The organism is Microlunatus sagamiharensis, from assembly GCF_900105785.1.
Lineage (GTDB): Bacteria > Actinomycetota > Actinomycetes > Propionibacteriales > Propionibacteriaceae > Microlunatus > Microlunatus sagamiharensis.
In genome coordinates this window covers 468,962-491,716 of record NZ_LT629799.1, presented here as the reverse complement: position 1 = coordinate 491,716, position 22,755 = coordinate 468,962, and the positions used below count along the sequence as shown (strand labels likewise).

Sequence of the window (22,755 nt, the reverse complement as noted above, 5' to 3'; positions counted from 1 at the left end):
GAGAGCCGCGACGGACCGTGAGGGCGAGCCTCAGACGGCGCGCTTCTTGAGCTTGCGCCGCTCGCGCTCGCTCAGCCCGCCCCAGATGCCGAAGCGCTCGTCGTTGGCGAGCGCGTACTCCAGGCACTCCCCGCGGACGTCGCACGTCAGGCAGACCTTCTTGGCCTCGCGGGTGGACCCGCCCTTCTCCGGGAAGAAGGCCTCCGGGTCCGTCTGCGCGCAGAGCGCGCGCTCCTGCCACCCGAGCAGACCCTCGTCGGTCTCCTCGCCCTCCACCAGCAACATCAGATCGTTCACGACCCGCCTCCTCGACCCCGAGCGTGTGGACCAGGTCCGGCGGACTTCGCGGGCCGCCTTGCTGCCTGGCACGTCGTCGACCCGTGCTCCCACCCGCTGCTACAGCACCGGGAGGACCTCCGGACCGGCGATCGCTTGCCGAACAACATACGTGAAATTACATCCCTGTCAATACCTGTGAGGACGGCAAGAATGCATCAGGCCGGCGTGGCGCGGGCCTGTTACCACTGGGGCTGAAGATACTGATCAGTCGTCCAGGACGGACCCCGCGAGCGGTAGGTTGCCGCGCCTCCAAGCGCCTGAAGAGCGCTGCAGGCCACCGCTCGACGCGCATCCGTCCGGCGTCCTCGCCAGGTCCGCCCCGCGCCGCTCCGGAGGCGCTCCGACCGGCCGGCGGAGTCCTCGCCCGATCCCCAGAACCCCCGCCCTCAGCTCCGCGAGCGGTAGGTTGCCGCGGCCGCAGGCCCCGGATCAGCGCCGCAACCTACCTGTCGGCAGGGTCGGGGCGAGCGTCGTCCACGGGACCGTTCGCACGCCCGTCCTCGACGGGTCCGGTGGTCGACCAGCGCTCGGGCGACGCCCAGGGCGACGCCTCCTGCGAGCCCCAGCCGCTCGCGGGGGCTCCGCTCGCGGCCTCCCCCGCCGTACGCCAGACGGCCCCGGCCGCGGCGTCGGGCGTCCAGGACGGCTGCAGCTCCGGATCGGGCTCGGGCTCCTGCTCCGGCTCCTGCTCGAGCGCGGCCGGCTCCCCCGCGGCGGGCGGGGCCTCCGGTGCGGGTCGGGCCAGGGCCACGAGCCCGAGCCCGACGACGACCGGTACCACGACGTCGGGGATGGTCCAGACCAGGCTCCAGCCGGCGACCGCGACGCTCGTCAGCGAGAGCGCCAGGACCGTGGCCACCAGCGAGACGGCGGTGAGCACCGCACCCCAAACCGCAAGCCGTCGGCGTACGGGGACCTCCGGGCCGACCGCGCAGGCGGCGACCAGCACGCCGACGAGGACGGTGAGCGCGCCGTCGCTGCCGTTGGGCGCGAGCCGGGCCGCGGCGACCGCGGTCGAGCCACCGGCCCCGACCTCCGACAGCCCGAGGACGACCCGGGCCAGGGCGACGAGCGTCAGCGCCGCCAGGGCGACGACCGCCAGCGGTGCCCGCAGCCTCGTCAGCCGGTCCACGCGCAGCAGCGTACGGCGCGGGCTCCCGCCGCGGTGGAACACTGCGCGGGTGCGGATCGTGGTGCTCGCGGGCGGTGTCGGAGGTTCCCGGTTCACCCAGGGGGTGCGGCGGGCGTACGGCGACGCCGACATCACGGTGATCGGCAACACTGCCGACGACATCACCCTCCACGGGCTGCGGATCTGTCCCGACCTGGACACGCTCATGTACACCCTGGGCGGCGGCGGCGACACCGAGCGCGGCTGGGGCCGCGTCGACGAGAGCTGGCGGGCGGTCGAGGAGCTGCGGGCGTACGGCGCCGACAACACGTGGTTCGGCCTCGGCGACCGCGACCTCGGCACGCACCTGTTCCGTACGCAGCTCCTCGCGGCCGGGGTGCCGCTGTCGGAGGTCACCAGGCGGCTCTGCGCCCGTTGGTGGGCGCACGACCCGGCGCTGCGGCTGCTGCCGATGAGCGACGACCCCGTCGAGACCTGGGTGGACGTCCCGGACCCCGAGGCCGCCGAGGGGCGGCGTGCGGTGCACTTCCAGGAGTACTGGGTGCGGCTGCGGGCCGAGCCCGAGGCCCTCGCCGTGACGCGCGTCGGCATCGAAGAGGCGCGACCGGCCCCCGGGGTCGAGGAGGCCCTGGCGGGCGCCGAGCTGGTGCTCGTCGGACCCAGCAACCCGGTCGTCTCCATCGGCCCGATCCTGGCCGTGCCTGGCATCCGGGCCGCGCTGCGCTCCACGTCCGCCCCGGTCCTCGGCTTCGCCGGCATCCTGCACGGCGCCCCCGTCCTGGGGATGGCCCACCGGCTGCTCCCGGCGATCGGCGTCGAGGTCGACGCGGGTGCGGTCGGGCGCCACTACGGCTCCCGCGCCGGCGGCTCCGACGGCGTGCTCGACGCCTGGGTCATGGACACCGGCGACGAGACCTCGGTGGGGGCCGTCGAGGCGGCCGGGCTGCGCGCCCTCGTCGACGACCTGGTCATGAGCAGCCCCGACGCGACGGCGGCCTTCGTGCGCCGGGCCGTGGAGCGGGTCGCGGCGTGACCGGACCCGGCCGGGCCGAGGTCAGCGTCCTGGCGCTCGGCGGGATCGGCGAGGTCCACCCGGGCGACGACCTCGCCGCCCTGGTCCTCGACGCCGCGGCCGGGGACCCGGCGGGCCCGCTGCGCGACGGGGACGTCCTCGTGGTCACGTCCAAGGTCGTGAGCAAGAGCGAGGGCCGCTCCGTCCCGGCCGAGGCCCGGGAGTCCGCCATCCGTGAGGCGGCCGTGCACACCCTCGCCCGTCGCGGCCCCACCCGGATCGTCCGCGACCGCAACGGCCTGGTGCTCGCCGCTGCGGGGGTCGACAACTCCAACGTGGACCCCGGCCGGGTCCTGCTGCTCCCCGTCGACCCCGACGCCAGCGCCGCCCGCATCCGGTCCGCCCTCCGCGAGCGCGCCGGGGTGGACGTCGGCGTCGTCGTCTCCGACACCCTCGGGCGGGCCTGGCGCCTCGGCCAGACCGACGTCGCCATCGGCGCCGCCGGCGTCCGCGTGGTCGAGGACTACGCCGGGCGCACCGACACCTACGGCAACGACCTGCACGTCACCGCCGTCGCGCTGGCCGACGAGCTGGCCTCCGCGGCGGACCTGGTCAAGACCAAGCTCGCCGGGCGCCCGGTCGCGCTCGTCCGGGGGCTCGCCCACCTCGTCGGCGACGACGCGGGCACCGCGCGCGACCTGGCGCGCGATCCCGCGCAGGACATGTTCGGCCACGGCAGCCAGGAGGCCGTGCTCGCCGCCGTCCTGGAGGCGGTCGGGCAGCCGGGCCGTTACGAGGAGCTGCTCGACCTCCCCCGCGAGGCACGGGCGCGTGCGCTGCTGGACGGTCCCGGCGGCGAGGACCTCGAACCCGCCGCCGCCGCCCTCGTCGAACGGCTGCTGGTCGCCGACCTGCACCGCCGCGACGCCTGAGCCGACGCCCGGGTGAAGGCTTGGGTGAACGCCTGAGCCGACGCTCATACGGCGCGGGCCGGGCACGGACCGGCAGGGCCGCGGCGCGCGGACGGTGCCGGGCACAGCCTCGCCGACTAACATCGGCGTCCAGGTCGTCCCCCGACGCACCCGACGCAGTCCCCGCTGGGCCCCCAGGCCCGACCCGCGAGCCGCGCTCGCCCGCCGCGCCCCCAAGGAGCCGACATGACCCACGCGCCCCTGCCGAAGCCCTCCTCCGGCCGGTCCGACGGCAGCGGCGCCCCGCCGAAGCCCGGGAAGAAGGGCGCCACGGGGGCCGGCGGCGGCAAGGGCGGCGGCGGCAACCGGCGCGACCGGCTCGCCTCGTTCGAGAAGGCCCGCAAGGCCGAGCAGCGCCGCCGCACCGTGCTGCTGCTCGGGATCTGCGTCGTGGTCGCCGCGGCCCTGCTGGCCTACCCGATCTACCTCGTGGCCAAGGACACCAAGGCCACGGCCGCCGGGCTCGCCGGGCTGGGCGCGACGCTCGCCGACGCCGGCTGCGACCCCGTGAGCGAGAACCAGGCGACGGGCAACCAGGAGCACGTGGCCGAGGGCACCAAGGTCACCTACGACCAGTCCCCGCCCGACTCCGGCAAGCACTACCCCTCGCCCGCCGCCTTCACCAAGCACTTCTACACCGAGGACGACCGGCCCCAGCTCGAGACGCTCGTGCACAACCTCGAGCACGGCTACACCATCGCCTGGTACCGCGCCGACGCCTCGACCGAGGACGTCAACGCCCTGCGCCAGGCGGCCGGCACCTTCGGCAGCGAGACCTACGACCCGTCGCAGAAGTTCATCGCCGCGCCCTACTCGAGCGCCGACGGCACCTTCCCCGAGGGCAAGGACATGGTCCTCGCCCGCTGGACGGCGAACCCGCAGAACCCGGCCGACCAGACCCAGCAGAAGGGCGTGCGCCAGTCCTGCACCAAGGTCAGCGGCCAGGCGATCGCCGACTTCATGGCCAAGTACCCGGTCGCGAGCAGCCCCGAGCCCAACGGGGCTTGATTGCCTCCGCTCCGCTCCGGCGCGCCCGCTGCTCTGGTCCGACGCCTTCCTCCCTCCGCATGACGCCGCCTGCTCCCTGCCTCGGCTGAGGTCCGCGGAAGGGGCGACGTCGTGCTGCGGTCGTCCAGGCGTCGGCGCAGCGGTCGGCGAGGGCAGGGACTCGACCACGGGTCCCTCGACCACCACGGCTAGAAGGCGGACCACCGCCGACCGGTGCGCCGACGCCTGGACGGACGGAGCAGGGAGGAAGGCGTCGGACCAGAGCACCGGGCGCGTCGGAGCGGAGCGACGACCGAGGGCACAGCGTTACGCGTACGTCGTGCCGAGCTGGTCCGTCACCTGGGCGACGAGCTCCTTGACGCGCTCGGCCTCGCTCGACGGGCAGACCAGGGTGATCTGCGGCGTCTGGACGATGACCATCCCCGACAGCCCGACCACGGCGACGAGGCGGCCGTCCTCGGACTGGTTGATGACCAGGTTGTCGTGGGCGTCGACGAGGACGCTGACGCCCTGCGTGACGTTGCCGCGGTCGTCCTGGGGCAGGTGCTCGGCCAGCGCCGTGAACCCGCCCACGTCGTGCCAGGTGATCGGCAGGCGGACGGCGACCACGCGTGCGGTCCCCTGCCCCTGGGACACGGGCTCCATCACGGCGTAGTCGACGCTGATCTTCTGCAGCCCCGGGTAGATCTCGCCGAGCCGCTCCGGCTCGGCGGCCAGGCGGGTGACGGCCGCGTACGTCTCGGGCTGCAGCACCTCGAGCTGGCGCAGCAGGGTCGCCGCGCGCCAGACGAACATGCCGGAGTTCCACCAGTACTCGCCGCTGGCGAGGTAGTGCTCGGCGACGTCGCGGTCCGGCTTCTCGCGGAAGGCGCGCACCGTGCAGACGTCGGGGTGCGCGGCCAGCGTCTCGCCGCGGTGCAGGTAGCCGTAGCCGGTGTGCGGCGAGGTGGGGACGACGCCGAACGTCACGAGGGTGTCCGGGCCCTCCTCGGCCACGGCGAAGCCTTCGCGCAACGCGTCCTGGAAGGCCTCGACCGGGCTCATGATCTGGTCGGCGGTGACGACCGCGACGACGGCCTGGGGGTCGCGGGCGGCGAGCATCGCCGCGGGCCAGGCGACGGCGTTGAGCGAGTCGCGGCCCTCGGGCTCGCCGAGGATGTTCTCCGCCGGCAGCTCCGGGAGGTCCGCGGCCACGGTCTGCGCGTAGTCGCGCCCGGTGCACACGAGGATGTTCTCCGCGGGCACCAGGCCCTCGACCCGCTCGTACGCCAGGCGCAGCAGGCTCTTGCCGCCGACGACCTTGAGCAGCTGCTTCGGCATGCCCTGCCGCGACAGGGGCCAGAGCCTCTTGCCGGAACCGCCGGCCACGATCAGGACGAAACGCATGGGCGCAAGGCTAGGGGAACCGCACCCTCCGGACGGCCACGCGAACGCCGTCGGCGGGGCGTCCGCGCACCGGTACGCTCCGCCCGTGCCGCTCATCGCCGACCTGCTCGCCCGCCGCGTCCGCAGCGACGGCTCGGCCCCGCTCGTCACCTGCTACGACCTCGGCGACGGCACCCGGGTCGAGCTGTCGGCCACCACCACGGCGAACTGGGTCGCCAAGACCAGCAACCTGCTGACCGACGAGCTGCTGCTCGAGCCGGGCGCCCTCGTCGAGCTGGACGTGGCGCGGGAGCACCCGGGCCACTGGATGACGCTGGTGTGGGCCCTGTCCTGCTGGCAGGTCGGCGCCACCGTCACGCTCGGGCGGCCGGACGAGGCCGCCCTGCTGGTGACCGGCCCGACCCCCGGGGCCGGCACGGGTGGGACCGAGGTGGTCGCCTGCTCGCTGCACCCGCTCGGCCTCGGGATCGGTGACCTGCCGGCGGGCGTCGTCGACTTCGCGACGGAGGTGCGGGGCCAGCCGGACCAGTGGTCCGGCCTGCCGGTCACGGGCGACGCCCCGGCCTGGCGCGACGACACCCGCTCGCTGACCCAGCAGGACCTGCTCGCCGGTGACCCGGCCGACGCCCGCCGGGTGCTGGTCACCGCGGGCGGGGCCTGGGAGACCGTGCGCGACGCGCTCGTCGTCCCGCTGCGCGACGGCGGCTCGTCGGTCGTGGTCAGCGGCACGCCCGACCCCGCCCGCGTCGCCGGGATCGCCGCGACCGAGCGCGTGGACGTCGTCCTCCCCAGCTGAGGAGGACGGCGTACGGGCTCAGTCCTGCCGGTCGGAGACGCTGGTGTCGCCGAGCAGGCCCTCCTGGGCGCTGATCACACGCTCCGACGTGCCCTCCGGGGGCAGGTCGGTCGCTGGCGGCACGTCGGCCTCGGCGTAGTCGGACAGCCCGGCGGCGACCCGGTCCTCCTCGACCGCGCGCTCCAGCGCGTCGTCGTCCTCGCGCAGGGGCATACCGCCCTTGACGCGGCGGTCGTGGTGCAGGCCGGGGTCCTCGTCGGGCTCCATGACCTCGTCGTACGGCTCGGGCACGTCGTCTCCTCGCATCGTCTGGTGAGACCCCGAACCTAACCCCGGCCTCCGGACGCCGACGGGGCACCAGACTGGGCGGGTGCCGTACGACCGCGACCTCGCCGACCGCCTGCGCGCGGTGCTCGGCGGCTGGGACGACGAGCGCGACGACGACCTCGGGATGGTCGACGAGAAGCCGATGTTCGGCGGGCTGGGGTTCATGGTCGCCGGGCACCTCGCCGTCTGCGCGGGTTCGGGCGGCGGCCTCCTCGTCCGTGTCCACCCAGGCGAGCAGGAGAAGCTGACCGAGGCCGACGGCGTCGAGCCGATGCGGATGGCCGGCCGCCCTCGCGCAGCTGGGTCGACGTCGACCCCGCCGCTCTCGCCGACGACGAGGCCTTGACGGCCTGGGTCGAGAGGGGCGTCACCGCCGCCCGCGACGCTCCCCGCCGGTAGCGCGAACGCTCTAGCAACGCCGCGAGCGGCACCCGTCCCCAGTCCTGGACGTCTCGGGACGGTGAACGGGCACCGCTCGGGTGCGTGACCTCGGGCGGGGAGGCGCCGACGTCAGCGCTGCAGCTCGTGGCTGAGCTCGGTGAGCTCGTCGCCCCCGGCCATCTGCCGGGTCAGCTCGTCCAGCCCCACCTCGGAACGGTGCTTGTCGAGCACCGCCTGGCCGAGCTTGAGGATGATGAAGTGGTTGCCGACCAGGTAGGCGTGGTGCGGGTTGTGGGTGATGAACACGACACCCAGCCCGGCGTCGCGGGCGGCCGCGGTGTACTTCAGCACCACGCCCGACTGCTTCACCCCGAGCGCCGCCGTCGGCTCGTCGAGGATCAGCACCCGGGCGCCGAAGTACACGGCACGGGCGATGGCGACGCACTGACGCTGGCCGCCGGACAGCTCGCCGATGGGCTGGTCGATGTCCTTGACGACGATGCCCATCTTGCGCAGCTCCTCGTCGGCGATGCGCTTCATGTCCTTGACCTTGAGCCCCGAGAGCGGGAACTTGCTGCCGGTCATCTCGGAGCCGAGGAAGAAGTTGCGCCACACCTCCATGAGGCCGACCACCGCGAGGTCCTGGTAGACCGTCGCGATGCCGTGCGAGAGCGACTCCCGCGGGGAGCCGAAGTGCACGGGCTGGCCGTCGACGAGCATCTCTCCCTCGTTGTGCGGGTGCAGGCCGGCCATGATCTTGATCAGGGTCGACTTGCCGGCGCCGTTGTCACCGAGGACGCAGGACACCTCGCCCGCGTTCACCGTGAGGTTGATGCCCTTCAGCGCCCGGATGGCGCCGTACGTCTTGCCCACGTCCCGCATCTCGATGAGCGACTCGCCCTCGGTCAGCTCCGGGTCCGCGTGCTCCTGCAGCGTGTCGGTCATGTGTCAGCCCACCTTTCGCGTGGTGGAGAGCTTCTTGACGTAGAGGTTGACCAGCACGGCCAGCAGCAGCATCACGCCGAGGAAGGCCTTGAACCAGTTCGGGTCCCAGCCGGCGTAGACGATGCAGAGGCTGGTCATGCCGAAGATGAAGGCGCCGATCGCCACGCCCCAGGCGTTGCCGTAGCCACCGGTCATCAGCGTCCCGCCCACCACCGCGGCGATGATGTAGAGGAACTCGTTGCCCACGCCGTTGCCGGCCTGGAGGGTGTTGAAGTTGTAGAGGCTGTGCATGCCGATGAACCAGCCGAGGAACGACGTGGCCATGAAGAGGCCGATCTTGACGCGGGTCACCGGGACACCCACGGCGCGGGCGCTGGCCGCGTTGCCGCCGACGGCGTAGATCCAGTTGCCGATCCGGGTCCGCTGGAGGACGTACGCCGACAGCGCCACGAACAGCAGCCACCAGATCACGGTCCCCCACACGGTCACCGGACCCAGCTTGAAGCTGGAGGCGAAGACCAGGTGCAGGAAGGCGTAGCCGTCCATCTGGTTGATGTTGGGCGTCGACACCGAGCCCGTCACCAGCTTGGTGACGCCGAGGTTCGCCCCCTGCAGCACGAAGAACGTGCCGAGGGTGATGAGGAAGCTCGGGATTCCCGTCCTCATCACCAGGTAGCCGTTCAGGAACCCGACGAGCAGGGCGAAGACGAGCGACAGCACCGCCCCGACGACGAGGTTGACGCCGAGGTTGTAGCAGAACATGGCGTTGACCAGCCCGGCCGAGACCGGGACGACGCCGGCGGACAGGTCGAACTCGCCGCCGATCATCAGCATGCCCACGCCGACGGCCACGATGCCGATCGTCGAGGCCTGGTAGAGCACGGTGAAGAACGAGGCGGGCGACCGGAAGGCCGGCGCCATGATCAGGAAGAAGATCAGGATCACGATCGCGGCCACGGCCGCACCCACCTCGGGGCGCGCGAGCAACCGGTTCGAGAGTCCGAGGCTGACGCGGTTCGACGCCTCAGCCGGTGCACCGGCCGGTGCGGTCTTGACGGTTTGACTCATGCGGTGGTCTCCGTGTCGAAGAGGGCCCGGGTGGGAGGCCGCCGGTCGGGCGGCCTCCCGTCCGAGTGCTAGCGGGTGTTGTTCTTGGTGAACGGGAGGATGACGTCGATGTTGCTGCTGTCGACGAAGGACGGGCCGGTCAGGGTCGGCTTGCCGCCGCCGATGTCGTTGCCGTTCTTCTTGTTCAGGTAGAGCGACGTGATCGCGAGGTAGCCCTGCACGTACGGCTGCTGGTCGATCGAGAACTGGATCTTGCCGTCCTTGATGTCTTGGGCGGCCTCGGCGTTCAGGTCGAAGGTGATCAGCTTGGCCGAGCTGCTCGACTGGTCGATCGCCTTGATGGCGTCGAGGGCGATCGGGGCACCCAGCGTGACGACGTAGTCGATCGACTTGTCCTCGCTCAGCTTGGCCTGGAGGCTCGAGACGACCGACGAGTCGTCCGCGCCGTTGACCTGGAGGTTCTCGGTGCCGGCGACGCCGTTCTTGACGCCCGCGCACCGCGCCTCCAGCGCGACCGAGCCGGCCGCCTGGATCACGCACAGCGGGTGCTTCGCCCCGGCCGCCGCGATCCGCTGGCCGGCCGTCTGGCCGGCGAGGGTCTCGTCCGAGCCGAAGTACATGAGGGCGCCGACGTCCTTGTACTGGTCGATCCCGGAGTTGAAGGCGACCACCGGGATGTTCGCCGCCTTGGCGCTCTGCACCGCACCCTTGAGCGCGTCCGGGGTGGCCAGCGTCGTCGCGATCCCGTCGACCTTCGAGTCCACGGCGTTCTGGATGAGCGTGGACTGCTTGGCGGGATCGGGGTCGTTCGAGTACTTCAGCGTGGAGCCCGTGTCGGTCGCCGCCTGCTGCGCGCCGGCCTTGATCTTGTCCCAGAACGTGTCGCCCGGGGTCTCGTGGGTGACCATCGCGAAGGTGTAGCCGCTGTTGCCACCGCCTCCGGCGCCGGCGCTGCCCGCGGGAGCGGGCTCAGGAGCGCCCCCTCCGCTGCAGGCGGTCAGGACGAGCGCGGTGGTCGCTGCGACGAGGCTCAGCCCGACGCGAGTTCTGCGAGGGATCATCTGTGATTCCTTCCGTGGACGGGTCTGGCCCGTCGTCTGGTGATCTGGTTGCCGCTGGGCGGGGTCGGACAGGAGCCGGTCGGGCACTCGTCGCGCAGCCGGACCGTACTGGCGCCGGGCGTGCACGAGCAGGAGGCGTGGAGCACCGCGAGGGGCTCGGTGCCACCGAGCAGGAGAGCGAGAGTTCTCCACGGCCTCGGCGCGGTGCTGGGACCGACGACGGAGGTCCGTCGCTCCCCAGGCACCGCCCGTGGCTGCAGTCGAGGTCACGCACTCTCCCTTGAGATTTGACCTTCCCCGTCCGCTCGTGTGGCACGAGCGGCTGGGTTGCGTACCGCGACCGTAGAGGCGTGGCTCAACCTTTGTCAAGACATTCTTTTCGAGCCTTCTGCCGCGCTCCTCGGCTGCCCATGCGGCTGGCAGGAGCGCTCCTGCGCACTTGTTCGCTACATTGACCTGACAAAGGGTCCGCACCCGCGGGAACCGTCCTAGCCGGAGGTCGTCCATGACCGTCGCCGTCGCCCACCAGGTCTCCTCCACCAGCCGCATCGCGCTCGCCGAGGCGGCCCGCGAGGCATCCATGCGCCAGACCGGTCTCGCGGTCCTGCACGTCGTCGAGTCGCTCGACCTCGACATCGCCGCGGCCAACCGTTCCGGGATCTCGGACGAGGTCGACCGGATCTTGAGCGAGTCCGGGCTGGACGTGGAGTGGGAGCTGCACCTGGCGACCGGCGAGGAGAACGTCGCCAGCGCCATCCTCGGGCTCGTGGAGACGATCGACGCCGAGGTCCTCGTGATCGGCGCGCGACGCCGCTCCCCCGTCGGCAAGTTCCTGCTCGGGAGCGTGACCCAGACGCTCATCCTGCAGGCGGACGTGCCCGTGCTCGTGGTGAAGGACAGGGGCTGAGCCCCAGCGGGGCCCGCTCGGCCGTCGGGCCGTCTCCTCGCGGCACCGCTCGACGCCGCGCTACGCCGTGGGTGCGGCGCCACGGGGCGAGAACCGGTCCCGCTCGTAGGTGATCTCGCTGAACCCGTGGGGCGCAGGCTCGCCGCTCTCGTCGAGACTGACGAAGACGATCCTCTCGATCGTCAGGATCGACGCCCCGGTCACCATGTTGCGCACCCGCGCCCGCATGGTGATCGACGTCCGGCCGAAGGCCGTGGCGCGCAACCCCATCTCCACGAGGTCGCCCTGCCGGGCGGAGCTGACGAAGTTGATCTCGGAGATGAACTTGGTCACCACCCGGGGGTTGCCAAGCTGCACGATCGTGTAGATCGTCGCCTCCTCGTCGATCCACCGCAGCAGGCTGCCGCCGAACAACGTGCCGTTGGCGTTGAGGTCCTCGGGCTTGATCCACTTCCGCGTGTAGAAGTTGATGTCGGCGTGCTCGGACGCGGTGGCCGGCACCGCCGAGCCCTGCCCCCGTCTCCCGGAGACGGGCGCGACCTCGTAGAAGACGTCGTCGTCGACGCCGTCCGCGAGGCCCGCGAACCCGTGCTGCTCCTGCGTCGTCATCGTGCTCCTCCGGCGTCGTCTCGGCTGTGCACCGCTACCGGGCGGCCTTGACCGCGAGGACCGGGACGGGCGACTCCAGCAGCAGCCGCTGCGCGGTGCTGCCGAGCACGGCCTTGCCGATCGGCGAGCGACGGCGCAGCCCGATGACGAGCCGCGTCACGCCCGGGCGGGCCTCGAGCGCGTCCAGGACCGCCTCGACGGGATCGGCGTCGTCGCGCCCGTGCCGCTCGACGAGCTCGTGCCCGACCGTCGGGGGTATCGAGGTGGTGTCGAGGGCGCTCAGCGCGAGGTTGACCACGACGAGGTCGGTGCCGAGCTGCTGAGCCTCGGCGGCGGCGGTGACCAGGGCCTGCCGGCCCTCCTTGCTGTCCGCGACAGCGACGAGAATGCTCACGGCTTCCTTACGGGTGACGAGGGCGACGGGTGGGAGGCTCAGCTGTACTGCGTGCGGAACTGGTCCTCCAGCTGTTCCAGCGAGCGGCCACGGGTCTCGGGGACCTGGGTGTAGATGAAGATCAGCGCCAGCACGCCGAGCCCGGCGAAGATGAAGAACGTGGGCGCGATGCCCAGGGCGCTGACGACGGTCGGGAAGCCGAGGGCGACCACGGCGTTGGCGATCCACAGCATGAAGACGCACAGGCCGATCGCGAAGCTGCGGATCTTGAGCGGGAAGATCTCGGCCAGCATGAGCCACACCAGCGGTCCGATGGTGCCCTGCATCGAGAACACGAAGAGCACGACGAACACCAGGATGAAGTACGCCTTGGCCTGCCCGTCGGGCAGCAGCAGGGCCGACAGCCCGACCAGCAGGTGGAAGAACGTGGTCAGGGTGAAGCCGCCCAGCAGCATCCTGCGCCGGTCGATGCGGTTCATCAGCAGCAGCCCGACCGTGATGCCGAGGACGCTGAAGAGGCCGTTGAGCGTGTTGGCGATGATCGCGGCGGAGGCGGAGAAGCCGGACTGCGTCAGCAGCTGGGTGCCGTAGTACATGACCGAGTTGATCCCGGTGAGCTGCTGGAACACCCCGAGCCCCACGCCGATGAAGATCAGGCGCCGGATCCAGCGCACGCCGAGGTCGGACGCGCCGCCGGTCTGGGAGGCACGCTCCTCGTCGGCGAGCGCGCGCACCTCGGCCATCTCGGCCTCGGCCCGGCCCTCGGAGCGCACCTGCTTGAGCACGTCGAGGGCCTCGGCGTCACGCTCCTTCAGCACCAGCCAGCGCGGGCTCTCGGGCATGCGCAGCATGCCGACGAAGAGGGCGATCGCCGGCAGGACCGCGACCGCCAGCATGAAGCGCCACACACCCTCGTGCTCGCCCCAGACCTGGAAGATGACCGCGTTGATGATGAAGGCGGCGAACTGCCCGCTCACGATCATGACCTCGTTGCGGGTGACCATGCTGCCGCGCCGCTCGTACGGGGCGATCTCGGACAGGTAGACCGGCACGGTCGCCGACGCCGCCCCGACGGCGAGGCCGAGGACGAGCCGGAAGAACGCCAGCACCGGCCAGCTCGGGCTGAGCACGCAGCCCAGCGTCCCGATCATGAAGACGAGGGCGATGAGCAGGATGTTGTTCCGGCGACCTCGCAGGTCCGAGAGCCTGCCGCCGACGATCGCGCCGATGGCGGCCCCGAAGATCAGGATGGACACGACCAGGCCCTCGGTGACGGAGGTGAGCCCGAGGTCGGACTTCATCGGCTCCAGCGCGCCGTTGATGACGCCGGTGTCGTAGCCGAACAGCAGACCGCCGAAGGTGGCGACGACGGCGACCAGGCCCAGCCGGGAGGAGTGGGGCCCCTTCGTGTCGGGTGGTAGCCCGACCGCCGGCGAGGTGGTGTCGTGGGCCATGGTGCAGGTCCTTCCGTCAGCGCTGACACGTCGAGGGATGCCACCTCGGCGTTCCGCTGTACGGAACGCAGTCCCCTCCTACGGGACGCTATTTCGTCGCGAGCCGGAGGTCAAGGAGCGCAGGAGTGGTAGAACGTCGGCAGCGAACGAGCAAGGAGCAGCCCCATGGATCGCACCGACCGAGGCGGACCGGTCGTCGAGTCCGTGCTGCGCGCCCTGCGGCTGCTCGAGTGCTTCCGCACCGGGGAGCCCGAGCTGTCCCTGGCCGAGCTCGTCCGGCGCTCCGGCTACTCGAAGTCGACCACGCACCGCCTGCTGAACACCCTGCAGGTCGGGGGCTGGCTGGAACGCACGCCCACCAGCACCTTCCGGCTGACCATCCGGCCGTTCCAGACGGGCTCGGTCCTCGTCGAGAGCCTGGACGTCACGCGCGTCGCCCCTCCCCTGCTGACGCGGCTGTCGATCGAGTCCGGGCAGACCACGTACCTCGTCGTGGCCTCGGGCACTGACGCGGTCTGCCTCGAGCGGGTCACCGTCGGGGCGCGGATCCGCGTCCTCGAGCTGGAGATCGGCGGCTCGCAACCGCTCCACATGGGCGGTGCGCCGCGCGCCCTGCTCGCCTTCGACGAGATCGCCCTCCTGCCTGGGCTCCTCCGGGCGGGACTCACGGCCAGGACGCCCGCCACCCTGACCGGCGAGGAGGACCTGCGGGCCGACCTGGCCGCGACGCGGGCGCGTGGGTACGCGATCTCCGACGGCGACAGCACGGTGGGCGTCGCCGCGATCGGTGCCCCGGTCTTCGGCCACCACGAGCGCGTCGTCGGCGCCATCAGCCTGGGCGGGATCAGGGAGGACGTCGTGCCCCTTCGGAGCGAGCACGTCAGCGCGCTGCTGCGTACGGCCTCCGAGATGTCCGCCCGGCTCGGCTCACGCACCGCGGCCACGGCGCCGGTACCGGGCTAGCCCGGCGCGCCGACCTCAGGCGACCCCGGCGCGACGAGCGGCGTCGAGCAGCACGCCGGACGCGACCTCGAGGCCCTCGATGCGGCCGAGGCTGGTGTCCTCGTGCTCGATGTTCACGAGCATGTCGGGGTCCACGGCGTGCAGGGCGGCGAGCCAGGTCGACCAGTAGACGGCGTCGTGGCCGCGACCGAGTGCGACGAAGTCCCACGCGGCCTCCTTCGGCCACTCGTTCGCCCACTCGTCGCCCCCGAGGTTGGTGCGGGGCTCGTCCGGCGACAGCTTGCGGAACCGGTTGTCCAGCACGCCGAAGACTGCAGCGGCCGGGTTGATCCGCACGTCCTTGGCGGCGGCGTGGAAGACCAGCGGACCGAGGTCTTGCACCACGGCGACCGGGTCCATCCACTGCCAGAAGAGGTGCGACGCGTCCAGCTCGACGCCGAGGTGCGTGGCGCCGGTGCGTTCGACCAGCTCGCGGATGCCGGCCGGGTTGAAGACGATGTTCTGCGGGTGCAGCTCCAGGGCGACCTTGACGTCCAGGTCGGCCGCCTCACGGTCGATCTCGCGCCAGAACGTCTCGGCCACGGCCCACTGGTGCTCGAGCACGTCGAGGGCGGCGGAGTTCCAGGCGTTGACGACCCAGGTGGGCTGCTTCACCCCGGGCTCGCTGCCCGGCAGTCCGGACATGGTCACGACCCGGTGCTGCCCCAGGCGGTTGGCCAGCCGGATGCTGCGCCGGATGTCCTCCGCGTGCGCGTCCCCGATCGCCTTCGTGGGGTGCAGCGGGTTGCCGTTGCAGTTGAGCCCGGCGATCTCGACGCCGGTGCCCTCGAACTGGCCGAGGAAGTCGTCGCGCGCCGTGTCCGACGTCAGGATGTCGTCGAACGTCGGGATGTGGACGGCCGGCAGGAAGCCGCCCGAGTTGAGCTCGATCCCGGTCAGGCCGAGACCGGCGACGACCTCGATCGCCTCCGGCAGGGAACGGTCGTGCAGGACCGCGTTGTAGACGCCGAACTTCATGGGGACTCCTTCGTCGCTCTGCTGGACCCCCGTTGGCCAACTGGGCACTTCCGGCCGTTACGGAGGCCGGTCCGGGGCCGGAGATGACCAGTGGCCACCGCCGGGGGTGGGCTTGGGTCGGGGGTGGGCTTGGGTCGGGGGTGGGCTTGGGTCGGGGGTGGGTCTAGGTCGGGGTGGGGTGGGTCAGGAGGTACGGGCGGGCGGCACGGCGACGCCGGCTCCGCCATGGGCGGCGGACTCGGCGACGGCGGCGAGGATCTCCATGTTGTGGACGCCCTCGTCGAAGGTGGCGCAGCGCGGCAGCGACGCGGACTCGTCGAGCCCGGCGACCTCCTCGAGGAACGCGCGCGCCTGGAAGTTGAAGCCCTCGTTCTGCCCGACCCCGACGCCCTGGGCGTCCATGGCCAGACCGCCGCCGAAGTACGGCGCCTCCGGACCGAGGACGACGCGGCGGAAGCCGCGGATTGCCGACGGGTCGCTGTTGAGGACCAGCTGGAACTCCCCGGCCCGCTCGAGGTCCCACACCGCGGCACCCTTGTCGCCGTACACCTCGATGACCAGGCCGTTCGGGTGGCCGGCTGCGACGCGGGAGACCTCGACCACCCCGACGCCGGAGGCGAACTGGGCGCTGAAGCTCGCGTAGTCGTCGTTCTCGACCGGCTCGCGCTGGTCGCTCACCTCGACCTTCCCGACCCGCTGCACGACCCCGAGCGCGACCGGGCGCTCCTTGATCGCCGTGGTGAACCGGCCGCCGCTGACCTCCGAGATGTCCCCGGCGACGAACTCGGCCAGGTACGCCGCGTGGCTGCCGACGTCGGCGAGCGCCCCGGTGCCCGGACCGCCCTTGAAGCGCCAGCTGATCGGGCCTGACGGGTCGGCGGCGTAGTCGCAGTAGTAGCGGACGTCGACGTGCTGGACGTTGCCCAGGGTGCCGTCGTTGACGAGCTGGCGCAGCATCGCGACGCCGGGCGCCCGACGGAAGGTGAAGCCGACGCGGACCACCGTGTCCGCGCCCCGCGCCAGGTCGGCCATCGCCCGGGCGTCGTCGAGGCTGTCGCTGAGCGGCTTCTCGCAGAGCACGTGCTTGCCGGCCGCGACCAGCCCCTCGACCATCTCGCGGTGCAGGAAGTTCGCGACGACGACGCTGACCACGTCGATGTCGGGGTTCTCGGCGATCGCGCGCCAGTCGGTGTCGCTGCGCTCGTAGCCGAACCGCTTCGCGGCCTCCGCGCCGAGCTCGGGGCTCAGGTCACCGATCGAGACGTAGCGCAGGTCGGGCAGCGTGGACGCGTACAGCGTGGGGGCGACGCGGTAGGCGGACGCGTGCGCGCGTCCGGCCATGCCAGCGCCGATGACGGCGACACCGAGGGTCATCCGGGCTCTCCTTCGAGCGGCGCCCGCGACGGTGGTCGCGGACTAGATCGGTCTAGTTCGGCTGACGCTAGTGCCCGGGGTTTGTCCTGTCAAGGTCTCGCCCGGCGTCAGCCCCGCGGCGGCGCGGTGCTGCCGCGGACGACCAGGCGGGGTTCGAACACCCGCTCCGCCACCTCCGACCGACCACCGTCGAGCCGCTCGACCGCTGCCTCGACGGCACCCCGGGCCTGGAGCTGCGCCTCCTGGTTGACCGACGTGAGGTCGATGGCGAGCAGGCCAGCGAACGCGGTGTCGTCGTAGCCCGTGACCGAGACGTCGTCGGGCACCGTCACGCCGGCGCGACCCAGACGCTCCAGCACCCCGATCGCGACCCGGTCGTTGTAGGCGCAGACCGCCGTGGGCAGCTCTTCGGCGTCGAGCAGCCGCTCGGCCGCCCGGGCTCCGGCGGCCTCGTCGTTCCCGCCGCTCAGTACCGTCACCTCCCGGAGCCCGTGACGGTCCAGGGCGCGGCGGAAGCCGCGACGTCGCTCGGTGCTCGTCCACGTCGGCCCGCCGTCGACGTGGACGAGCCGCTGGTGGCCGAGCGTGGCGAGGTGGTCGACCACGAGCCCGGACCCGCGCTCGTCGGACGACCGCACGACGTCCAGCGCCCCGCGCGCCCGGGCCCCACCGACGAGCACCAGCGGCACCCGGCGGGCCAGCTCGGTCAGCGCATCGTCGTCGAGGCCGGTCCCGAGCAGGAGCAGCGCCTCGCACCGGAAGTCCAGGAGCGTCGACACCGCGCGCTCCTCCGGACGTCCCGACGTGACGGCCGAGAGCACGACCTCGTAGCCGGCGCTGTCGGCCGCTGCCTGGATGCCCTCGACGAGCTCGGCGTGGAAGGTGCTGCGCACGTCCATCGCCACACCGAGATGACGGTTGCGACGCAGCTTGAGCAGGCTCGCGGACCGGTTGGGGCTGAAACCGAGCCGGTCGGCGACCTCCATGACGTGTGCGCGCGACTGCTCGCTCGCGCCGGGTGCTCCTCGGAAGACGATGGACACGAGCGCCCGGGACACCCCGGCCGCCTCGGCCACGTCGAGCATCGTCGGGCGCCCCGTCCGGGCGGGCGGCGTCCCTGGTCCGGTGCTGGTCATCGAGCTCCTGACTGGGTGCCCGTGAGGCACCGCGACCCGGCCCGGGCGTCCGGGTCGGGTCGCGGGCGCCTGAGATCAGGCGTTCTGGGGGAACCCCAGGTTGATGCCGCCGTGGCTCGGGTCGAGCCAACGGCTGGTGACGACCTTGCCACGGGTGAAGAAGTGCACGCCCTCGACGCCGTGGGCGTGGGTGTCACCGAACAGCGAGTTCTTCCAGCCACCGAACGAGTAGTACGCCATCGGCACGGGGACCGGCACGTTGATGCCGATCATGCCGACCTTGACCTCGTTCTGGAACTGCCGGGCGGCGCCGCCGTCGTTGGTGAAGATCGCGGTGCCGTTGCCGTACGGGTTGTCGTTGATCAGCTGCAGGCCGTCGGCGTACGAGTCGACGCGCACGACCGAGAGGACCGGGCCGAAGATCTCGTCGGTGTAGATGCTCATGTCGGTGGTGACGTGGTCGAACAGCGTCGGGCCGACGAAGAAGCCGTTGCCGTCGGCGTCGACCTCGGGGTCACGGCCGTCGACGACGATGGTCGCGCCGGACGCCTCGCCGGCGTCGACGTAGCCGGCGACGCGCTGCTGCGCGACCGAGGTGACCAGCGGGCCCATGTCGCAGCCGCGGGTCCCGTCGCCGGTGCGCAGGCCGACGGTCCGCTCCTTGATCTTCTGGACCAGGGTGTCGCCGATCTCGCCCACGGCGAGGACCGCCGAGATCGCCATGCAGCGCTCCCCGGCCGAGCCGTAGCCGGCGTTGACGGCCGCGTCGGCGGCGAGGTCGAGGTCGGCGTCGGGCAGCACGATCATGTGGTTCTTCGCCCCGCCGAGAGCCTGGACGCGCTTGCCGTGCTGGGTGCCGGTCTCGTACACGTAGCGCGCGATCGGGGTGGAGCCGACGAAGCTGATGGACTGCACGTCCGGGTGCGTCAGGAGCCCGTCGACGGCGACCTTGTCACCGTTGAGCACGTTGAAGACGCCGTCGGGCAGGCCGGCCTCCTTCCACAGCTGCGCCATGAACAGGGCGGCGGTCGGGACCTTCTCGCTCGGCTTGAGCACGACGGTGTTGCCGGCGGCGATCGCGAGGGGGAAGAACCACATCGGCACCATGGCCGGGAAGTTGAACGGGCTGATGACACCCACGACGCCCAGCGGCTGACGCACCGAGTGGACGTCGACCTTGGTGGAGGCGTTCTCGGTGAACATGCCCTTGATCAGGTGCGGGATGCCGCAGGCGAACTCCACGACCTCCTGGCCGCGGGCGACCTCGCCCCTCGCGTCGGAGAGGACCTTGCCGTGCTCGCTGGTGATGATCGCGGCGAGCTCGTCGGCGCGGGCGTTCAGCAGCTCGCGGAAGGCGAAGAGGATCTGCACCCGCTTGGCCAGGGAGGTGTCGCGCCACGCGGGGAACGCCGCCGCGGCGCCCGCGACGACCGCGTTCACGTCCTCCTCGGACGCCAGCGCGAGCTGGGCGCTGACCTCGCCGGTCGCCGGGTTGGTGACGTCGCTGAAGCGGCCGCCGGAGCCTTCGTACGTCGCGCCGTTCAGCCAGTGGTGGAGGGTGGTGGCCATCGCAGGGTTTCCTTTGCCTGTCTCGTCGGGTGTGCTGGTTCGTCCGGGTGGTGGTGCTAGCGGGTGAGGGTGGCGGCCGTGCCAGTGCCGAAGTGCTTCTCGACCAGGGCGACGGCGGCGTCGCGCTGGCGCTCGGAGATCGCGCGGGCGTCCTCCTCGAAGCCGAAGACGCAGCTGCTCACCACGCCGTCGAAGCCGACCGACGCCAGGGCCGCGAACACCTCGTCGTACGGCACCTCGCCGCGCCCGACCTCCATATGCTGATGGACGCGGACGGCGTTGCCGGGCGGGTTGGTGATGTAGCGCAGGCCGTGCGACGCCGTGTGGTCGAACGCGTCGGCGAGGTGCACGTAGCGCACCTTCTCACCGGCCGCCTCGATGATCGAGGTCGGGCTGTGGCGCTGGTGGAAGGCGTGCGGCGTGCAGTACAGGAAGCCGAGCCAGTCGCGGTTCAGACCCTTGACCATCCCGACCGCGTCGAGGCCGTCCTCGATGAAGTCGTCCGGGTGCGGCTCCAGGACCAGCTGGACGCCCTCGCGCTCGAGGATCGGCAGCAGCTCGTCCATCGACCGCAGGAACATCGCCTCGGCCGTCTCCGGGTCCTCGGGACGCCCGTTGAACTCGGAGTTGAGGATGTCGACCTCGAGGTCCACGGCGATCTGGATCGCCCGCTTCCAGGACCGCACGGCGGCCTGGCGCTGGTCCTCGTCCGGCCCGGCCCAGCGGTTCAGCGGGATAATCGACGCGAAGCCGACCCCCGCGTCGGCGGCGACCTTCTTGAGCTTCCGGACGCCGGCGTCGTCGATTCGCGGGTGCCGGAAGAACGGGATGAAGTCGTCCTTGGGCGACAGCTCGATCCAGGAGTAGCCCAGCGACGCCGCGATGTCGGGCAGCTCGTACACGCTCGCGTCGGCGAAGAACATCTGGGCGTCGAGCGCGAGCCTCACGGCTTGGCCTTCAGGGCGACCGCGACCTTCTCGCCGGTCTGCACGGCCTTGACGCCGGCCTCGCAGACCGCGACCGCCGCGTAGCCGTCCCAGACACCGGGACCGTCGATCGTGCCCTGCTTCGCCGCAGCGACCCAGCGCTGCAGCTCGGTGTCGTAGGCCTGCCCGAAGCGCTCGACGAAACCGGGAGTGATCTGACCGCCCCACCGGCCGTCGGTGCTGGTGCGGACCAGGCTCTGGTCGAGGCCGATCATGGCGCTGCCGGTCTCGCCCACCACCTCGGTGCGAACCTCGTACGCGACACCGGTGCGCACGGAGATCTCGTCGGTGACGATCCGGCCGGACTCGGTCTCGAAGACGACGATCATCGGGTCCCAGGTGCCCTCCGGGGCCGACGACGTCGCGACGCCGCGCAGCACCTGCACCGAGGTGATCTCCTCGTCGAGCAGGAAGCGGGCGACGTCGACCTCGTGCACCACCGAGTCGCGCACCATGAACTCGGAGTTGAAGAAGTCCGGCACGGCCGGGTTGCGGTGCGTGCAGTGCACGAGCAGCGGGTTGCCGAGGCCGCCTGAGGTGATCAGGTCCTTCAGCGCGGCGTACTCGGCGTCGAAACGCCGCATGAAGCCGAGCTGGACCAGCGGCCGGCCCACCGCTGCCTCGGCCTGCACCAGCGCGTACGAGGACTCCTCGTCGGTGGTCAGCGGCTTCTCGCACAGCACCGGCTTGCCCGCGGCGAGGCACGCCTGGACCTGCTCGGCGTGCGCCTTGCCGGGCGTCGCGATGAGGACCGCGTCGACCTCGGGGGCGTTGATTGCGGCGATCGGGTCCTCGACGACGCGTGCGCCGACCCTGGCCGCGACCTCCGCGGCCTTCTCCGCGGCGAAGTCGTTGACCACGACGACGCGCGCACCCTTGGTGCGGGTCGCCAGGGCGTCGGCGTGGAAAGCACCCATCATCCCGACACCGAGGACGGCGATCCTCAGATCACGCTGCAGGTCGCTCACGAGCGGTCTCCCAGGTCGATGTCGGCGCTGCTGCAGGACTGCAGGTAGGTACGGGTGCGCTTGGCGATCGGCAGCGGGACCTCGGGCGTGGTCGGGTAGAGGTCGTGCTCGATGATCCCCTTGATCGGCCGGCCCAGGGCGGCCAGTGCGTCGAGGACCGGCGGCATGTCCGGCACGCCGAGGGGCGGTTCGATCATCGAGCCCATCCGGACGGCCTCGGGGAAGGACAGGTCCTTGTCGAGGACCTCGGCGACCACCGTCGGGTTCACCTGCTTGAGGTGCACGTAGCCGATGCGCTCGGGGTACTTGGTGATCAGCTCCACCGAGTCGCCGCCGTAGTAGGCGACGTGGCCGGTGTCGAGGCAGAGGTTGACGTACTCCGGGTTCGTCGACTCCAGGAACCGCTCGATGTCGGGCTGGTAGCCGACGTGGCTGTCGGCGTGGCTGTGGAACTGCACGTGCAGCCCGTACTCCTCGAGGATCCGTCGGCCGAGCTCGTCGTGGCCCTCGGTGAGCGCCGTCCACTGCTCGTCGGTGAGGTCGCGGCTCTCCAGGTTGGCGCCCGTCTTGTGGTCGCGCCAGACGTCGGGGATGACGACGATGTGCTCGCCGCCGACCGCCTTCGTCAGCGCGGCGACGTCGGTGACCTGCTTCCACACCGCGTCCCACGAGCTCGGGCGGTGCAGGTGCGAGAACACCGTGCCCGCCAGCACGCTCAGCCCGTGCTTCTCGAGGGTCTCGCCGAGCTCCTGCGGATCCTTCGGCAGATAGCCGTACGGGCCGAGCTCGATGGCCTCGTAGCCCGCCTCCACCACCTCGCGGAGGAAGACGTCGGCCGAGACCTGCTCGGGGTCGCTGGGGAACCAGACGCCCCAGGAGTCGGGGGCGGTTCCGATGGTCAGCTTGCCAGGCACTGCGTGGTGCTCCTTCTGCGGTGGAGGTGCGTGCGGGT

At 71.7% G+C, this 22,755-nt stretch carries 24 protein-coding genes; 7 read left to right on the top strand and 17 right to left on the bottom strand.

Annotated features, from left to right (window positions below):
- Positions 1-30: 30 nt before the first annotated feature.
- The gene (locus BLU42_RS02235) at positions 31-285 is read right to left on the bottom strand and encodes a WhiB family transcriptional regulator (RefSeq protein ID WP_197680721.1); all 255 of its coding nucleotides are present in this window, start codon (positions 283-285) and stop codon (positions 31-33) included.
- A 496-nt stretch (positions 286-781) separates the two neighbouring features.
- A complete protein-coding gene (locus BLU42_RS02230) occupies positions 782-1,471 on the bottom strand; it encodes a hypothetical protein (protein WP_157719725.1) in 690 nt (229 codons plus the stop codon).
- A 49-nt stretch (positions 1,472-1,520) separates the two neighbouring features.
- Between BLU42_RS02230 and cofD the strand changes: the two genes are divergently transcribed.
- The 3 genes from cofD (at position 1,521) to BLU42_RS02215 (ending at position 4,462) form a co-directional block, all read left to right on the top strand.
- Positions 1,521-2,504 (top strand): 2-phospho-L-lactate transferase, encoded by a 984-nt coding sequence (gene cofD / locus BLU42_RS02225; RefSeq protein ID WP_091073038.1) that lies wholly within the window; start codon positions 1,521-1,523, stop codon positions 2,502-2,504.
- A complete protein-coding gene (locus tag BLU42_RS02220; protein WP_091073034.1) occupies positions 2,501-3,415 on the top strand; it encodes a coenzyme F420-0:L-glutamate ligase in 915 nt (304 codons plus the stop codon). Before cofD ends, BLU42_RS02220 begins: the two co-directional genes overlap by 4 nt.
- 225 nt (positions 3,416-3,640) lie before the next feature.
- Positions 3,641-4,462, top strand: a complete 822-nt coding sequence (locus BLU42_RS02215; protein WP_091073031.1) for a DUF3105 domain-containing protein — start codon at positions 3,641-3,643, stop codon at positions 4,460-4,462.
- A 306-nt stretch (positions 4,463-4,768) separates the two neighbouring features.
- Here BLU42_RS02215 and BLU42_RS02210 read toward each other — a convergent pair whose 3' ends face one another.
- Positions 4,769-5,848: a mannose-1-phosphate guanylyltransferase gene (locus BLU42_RS02210; protein WP_091073029.1), complete on the bottom strand. Its 1,080-nt coding sequence runs from the start codon at positions 5,846-5,848 to the stop codon at positions 4,769-4,771.
- An 85-nt stretch (positions 5,849-5,933) separates the two neighbouring features.
- Here BLU42_RS02210 and BLU42_RS02205 point away from each other — a divergent pair, with 85 nt between their 5' ends.
- Positions 5,934-6,644, top strand: a complete 711-nt coding sequence (locus tag BLU42_RS02205; protein ID WP_157719724.1) for a TIGR03089 family protein — start codon at positions 5,934-5,936, stop codon at positions 6,642-6,644.
- Between the two features lie 18 nt (positions 6,645-6,662).
- On the opposite strand, the gene BLU42_RS02200 is transcribed toward BLU42_RS02205, so the two are convergent.
- The gene (locus tag BLU42_RS02200; RefSeq protein WP_091073024.1) at positions 6,663-6,935 is read right to left on the bottom strand and encodes a hypothetical protein; all 273 of its coding nucleotides are present in this window, start codon (positions 6,933-6,935) and stop codon (positions 6,663-6,665) included.
- Between the two features lie 79 nt (positions 6,936-7,014).
- Here BLU42_RS02200 and BLU42_RS02195 point away from each other — a divergent pair, with 79 nt between their 5' ends.
- The gene (locus BLU42_RS02195) at positions 7,015-7,317 is read left to right on the top strand and encodes a TfoX/Sxy family protein (RefSeq protein ID WP_197680583.1); all 303 of its coding nucleotides are present in this window, start codon (positions 7,015-7,017) and stop codon (positions 7,315-7,317) included.
- A 164-nt stretch (positions 7,318-7,481) separates the two neighbouring features.
- On the opposite strand, the gene BLU42_RS02190 is transcribed toward BLU42_RS02195, so the two are convergent.
- The 3 genes from BLU42_RS02190 to BLU42_RS02180 form a co-directional block, all read right to left on the bottom strand.
- Positions 7,482-8,297, bottom strand: a complete 816-nt coding sequence (locus tag BLU42_RS02190) for an ATP-binding cassette domain-containing protein (RefSeq protein ID WP_091073022.1) — start codon at positions 8,295-8,297, stop codon at positions 7,482-7,484.
- A gap of 3 nt (positions 8,298-8,300) precedes the next feature.
- The gene (locus BLU42_RS02185; RefSeq protein WP_091073020.1) at positions 8,301-9,365 is read right to left on the bottom strand and encodes an ABC transporter permease; all 1,065 of its coding nucleotides are present in this window, start codon (positions 9,363-9,365) and stop codon (positions 8,301-8,303) included.
- Between the two features lie 68 nt (positions 9,366-9,433).
- The gene (locus BLU42_RS02180; protein WP_091073018.1) at positions 9,434-10,426 is read right to left on the bottom strand and encodes a substrate-binding domain-containing protein; all 993 of its coding nucleotides are present in this window, start codon (positions 10,424-10,426) and stop codon (positions 9,434-9,436) included.
- Between the two features lie 505 nt (positions 10,427-10,931).
- On the opposite strand from BLU42_RS02180, the gene BLU42_RS02175 reads away from it, so the two are divergent.
- Positions 10,932-11,333, top strand: a complete 402-nt coding sequence (locus BLU42_RS02175) for a universal stress protein (RefSeq protein WP_091073016.1) — start codon at positions 10,932-10,934, stop codon at positions 11,331-11,333.
- A gap of 60 nt (positions 11,334-11,393) precedes the next feature.
- Here the strand turns inward: BLU42_RS02175 and BLU42_RS02170 are convergent, their stop codons facing one another.
- The 3 genes from BLU42_RS02170 to BLU42_RS02160 are packed head-to-tail and all read right to left on the bottom strand — an operon-like array spanning position 11,394 to position 13,790.
- Positions 11,394-11,942, bottom strand: a complete 549-nt coding sequence (locus BLU42_RS02170) for an acyl-CoA thioesterase (RefSeq protein ID WP_091073013.1) — start codon at positions 11,940-11,942, stop codon at positions 11,394-11,396.
- Between the two features lie 34 nt (positions 11,943-11,976).
- The gene (locus tag BLU42_RS02165) at positions 11,977-12,336 is read right to left on the bottom strand and encodes a universal stress protein (RefSeq protein WP_091073010.1); all 360 of its coding nucleotides are present in this window, start codon (positions 12,334-12,336) and stop codon (positions 11,977-11,979) included.
- Between the two features lie 38 nt (positions 12,337-12,374).
- The gene (locus BLU42_RS02160) at positions 12,375-13,790 is read right to left on the bottom strand and encodes a sugar porter family MFS transporter (protein WP_091073008.1); all 1,416 of its coding nucleotides are present in this window, start codon (positions 13,788-13,790) and stop codon (positions 12,375-12,377) included.
- A 165-nt stretch (positions 13,791-13,955) separates the two neighbouring features.
- Between BLU42_RS02160 and BLU42_RS02155 the strand changes: the two genes are divergently transcribed.
- Positions 13,956-14,753 (top strand): IclR family transcriptional regulator, encoded by a 798-nt coding sequence (locus BLU42_RS02155; RefSeq protein ID WP_091073005.1) that lies wholly within the window; start codon positions 13,956-13,958, stop codon positions 14,751-14,753.
- A gap of 15 nt (positions 14,754-14,768) precedes the next feature.
- Here BLU42_RS02155 and BLU42_RS02150 read toward each other — a convergent pair whose 3' ends face one another.
- The 7 genes from BLU42_RS02150 to BLU42_RS02120 form a co-directional block, all read right to left on the bottom strand.
- Positions 14,769-15,770: a sugar phosphate isomerase/epimerase family protein gene (locus tag BLU42_RS02150; RefSeq protein ID WP_091073003.1), complete on the bottom strand. Its 1,002-nt coding sequence runs from the start codon at positions 15,768-15,770 to the stop codon at positions 14,769-14,771.
- 183 nt (positions 15,771-15,953) lie between these two features.
- Positions 15,954-17,144, bottom strand: coding sequence for a Gfo/Idh/MocA family protein (locus tag BLU42_RS02145; RefSeq protein ID WP_091073000.1), 1,191 nt, complete (start codon positions 17,142-17,144; stop codon positions 15,954-15,956).
- Between the two features lie 107 nt (positions 17,145-17,251).
- Positions 17,252-18,280, bottom strand: a complete 1,029-nt coding sequence (locus BLU42_RS02140) for a LacI family DNA-binding transcriptional regulator (RefSeq protein ID WP_091072998.1) — start codon at positions 18,278-18,280, stop codon at positions 17,252-17,254.
- A 75-nt stretch (positions 18,281-18,355) separates the two neighbouring features.
- Positions 18,356-19,849 (bottom strand): CoA-acylating methylmalonate-semialdehyde dehydrogenase, encoded by a 1,494-nt coding sequence (locus BLU42_RS02135; protein ID WP_091072995.1) that lies wholly within the window; start codon positions 19,847-19,849, stop codon positions 18,356-18,358.
- Positions 19,850-19,905: 56 nt separating this feature from the next.
- On the bottom strand, positions 19,906-20,796 hold the full coding sequence (locus tag BLU42_RS02130) for a sugar phosphate isomerase/epimerase family protein (RefSeq protein ID WP_091072993.1): 891 nt from the start codon (positions 20,794-20,796) through the stop codon (positions 19,906-19,908).
- Positions 20,793-21,803, bottom strand: coding sequence for a Gfo/Idh/MocA family protein (locus tag BLU42_RS02125; protein ID WP_172825734.1), 1,011 nt, complete (start codon positions 21,801-21,803; stop codon positions 20,793-20,795). The genes BLU42_RS02130 and BLU42_RS02125 overlap by 4 nt, the downstream gene beginning before the upstream one ends.
- Entirely contained in the window at positions 21,800-22,717 is a 918-nt protein-coding gene (locus BLU42_RS02120) for a TIM barrel protein (protein ID WP_091072991.1), read from the bottom strand. Before BLU42_RS02120 ends, BLU42_RS02125 begins: the two co-directional genes overlap by 4 nt.
- Positions 22,718-22,755: the final 38 nt, after the last annotated feature.

Bases quoted from the DNA above. Each gene is read 5' to 3' on its own strand.
- BLU42_RS02235 (WP_197680721.1), bottom strand. From the start codon at position 285: ATGTTGCTGGTGGAGGGCGAGGAGACCGACGAGGGTCTGCTCGGGTGG.
- BLU42_RS02215 (WP_091073031.1), top strand. From the start codon at position 3,641: ATGACCCACGCGCCCCTGCCGAAGCCCTCCTCCGGCCGGTCCGACGGC.
- BLU42_RS02210 (WP_091073029.1), bottom strand. From the start codon at position 5,848: ATGCGTTTCGTCCTGATCGTGGCCGGCGGTTCCGGCAAGAGGCTCTGG.
- BLU42_RS02190 (WP_091073022.1), bottom strand. From the start codon at position 8,297: ATGACCGACACGCTGCAGGAGCACGCGGACCCGGAGCTGACCGAGGGC.
- BLU42_RS02185 (WP_091073020.1), bottom strand. From the start codon at position 9,365: ATGAGTCAAACCGTCAAGACCGCACCGGCCGGTGCACCGGCTGAGGCG.
- BLU42_RS02180 (WP_091073018.1), bottom strand. From the start codon at position 10,426: ATGATCCCTCGCAGAACTCGCGTCGGGCTGAGCCTCGTCGCAGCGACC.
- BLU42_RS02175 (WP_091073016.1), top strand. From the start codon at position 10,932: ATGACCGTCGCCGTCGCCCACCAGGTCTCCTCCACCAGCCGCATCGCG.
- BLU42_RS02170 (WP_091073013.1), bottom strand. From the start codon at position 11,942: ATGACGACGCAGGAGCAGCACGGGTTCGCGGGCCTCGCGGACGGCGTC.
- BLU42_RS02160 (WP_091073008.1), bottom strand. From the start codon at position 13,790: ATGGCCCACGACACCACCTCGCCGGCGGTCGGGCTACCACCCGACACG.
- BLU42_RS02155 (WP_091073005.1), top strand. From the start codon at position 13,956: ATGGATCGCACCGACCGAGGCGGACCGGTCGTCGAGTCCGTGCTGCGC.
- BLU42_RS02150 (WP_091073003.1), bottom strand. From the start codon at position 15,770: ATGAAGTTCGGCGTCTACAACGCGGTCCTGCACGACCGTTCCCTGCCG.
- BLU42_RS02145 (WP_091073000.1), bottom strand. From the start codon at position 17,144: ATGACCCTCGGTGTCGCCGTCATCGGCGCTGGCATGGCCGGACGCGCG.
- BLU42_RS02140 (WP_091072998.1), bottom strand. From the start codon at position 18,280: ATGACCAGCACCGGACCAGGGACGCCGCCCGCCCGGACGGGGCGCCCG.
- BLU42_RS02135 (WP_091072995.1), bottom strand. From the start codon at position 19,849: ATGGCCACCACCCTCCACCACTGGCTGAACGGCGCGACGTACGAAGGC.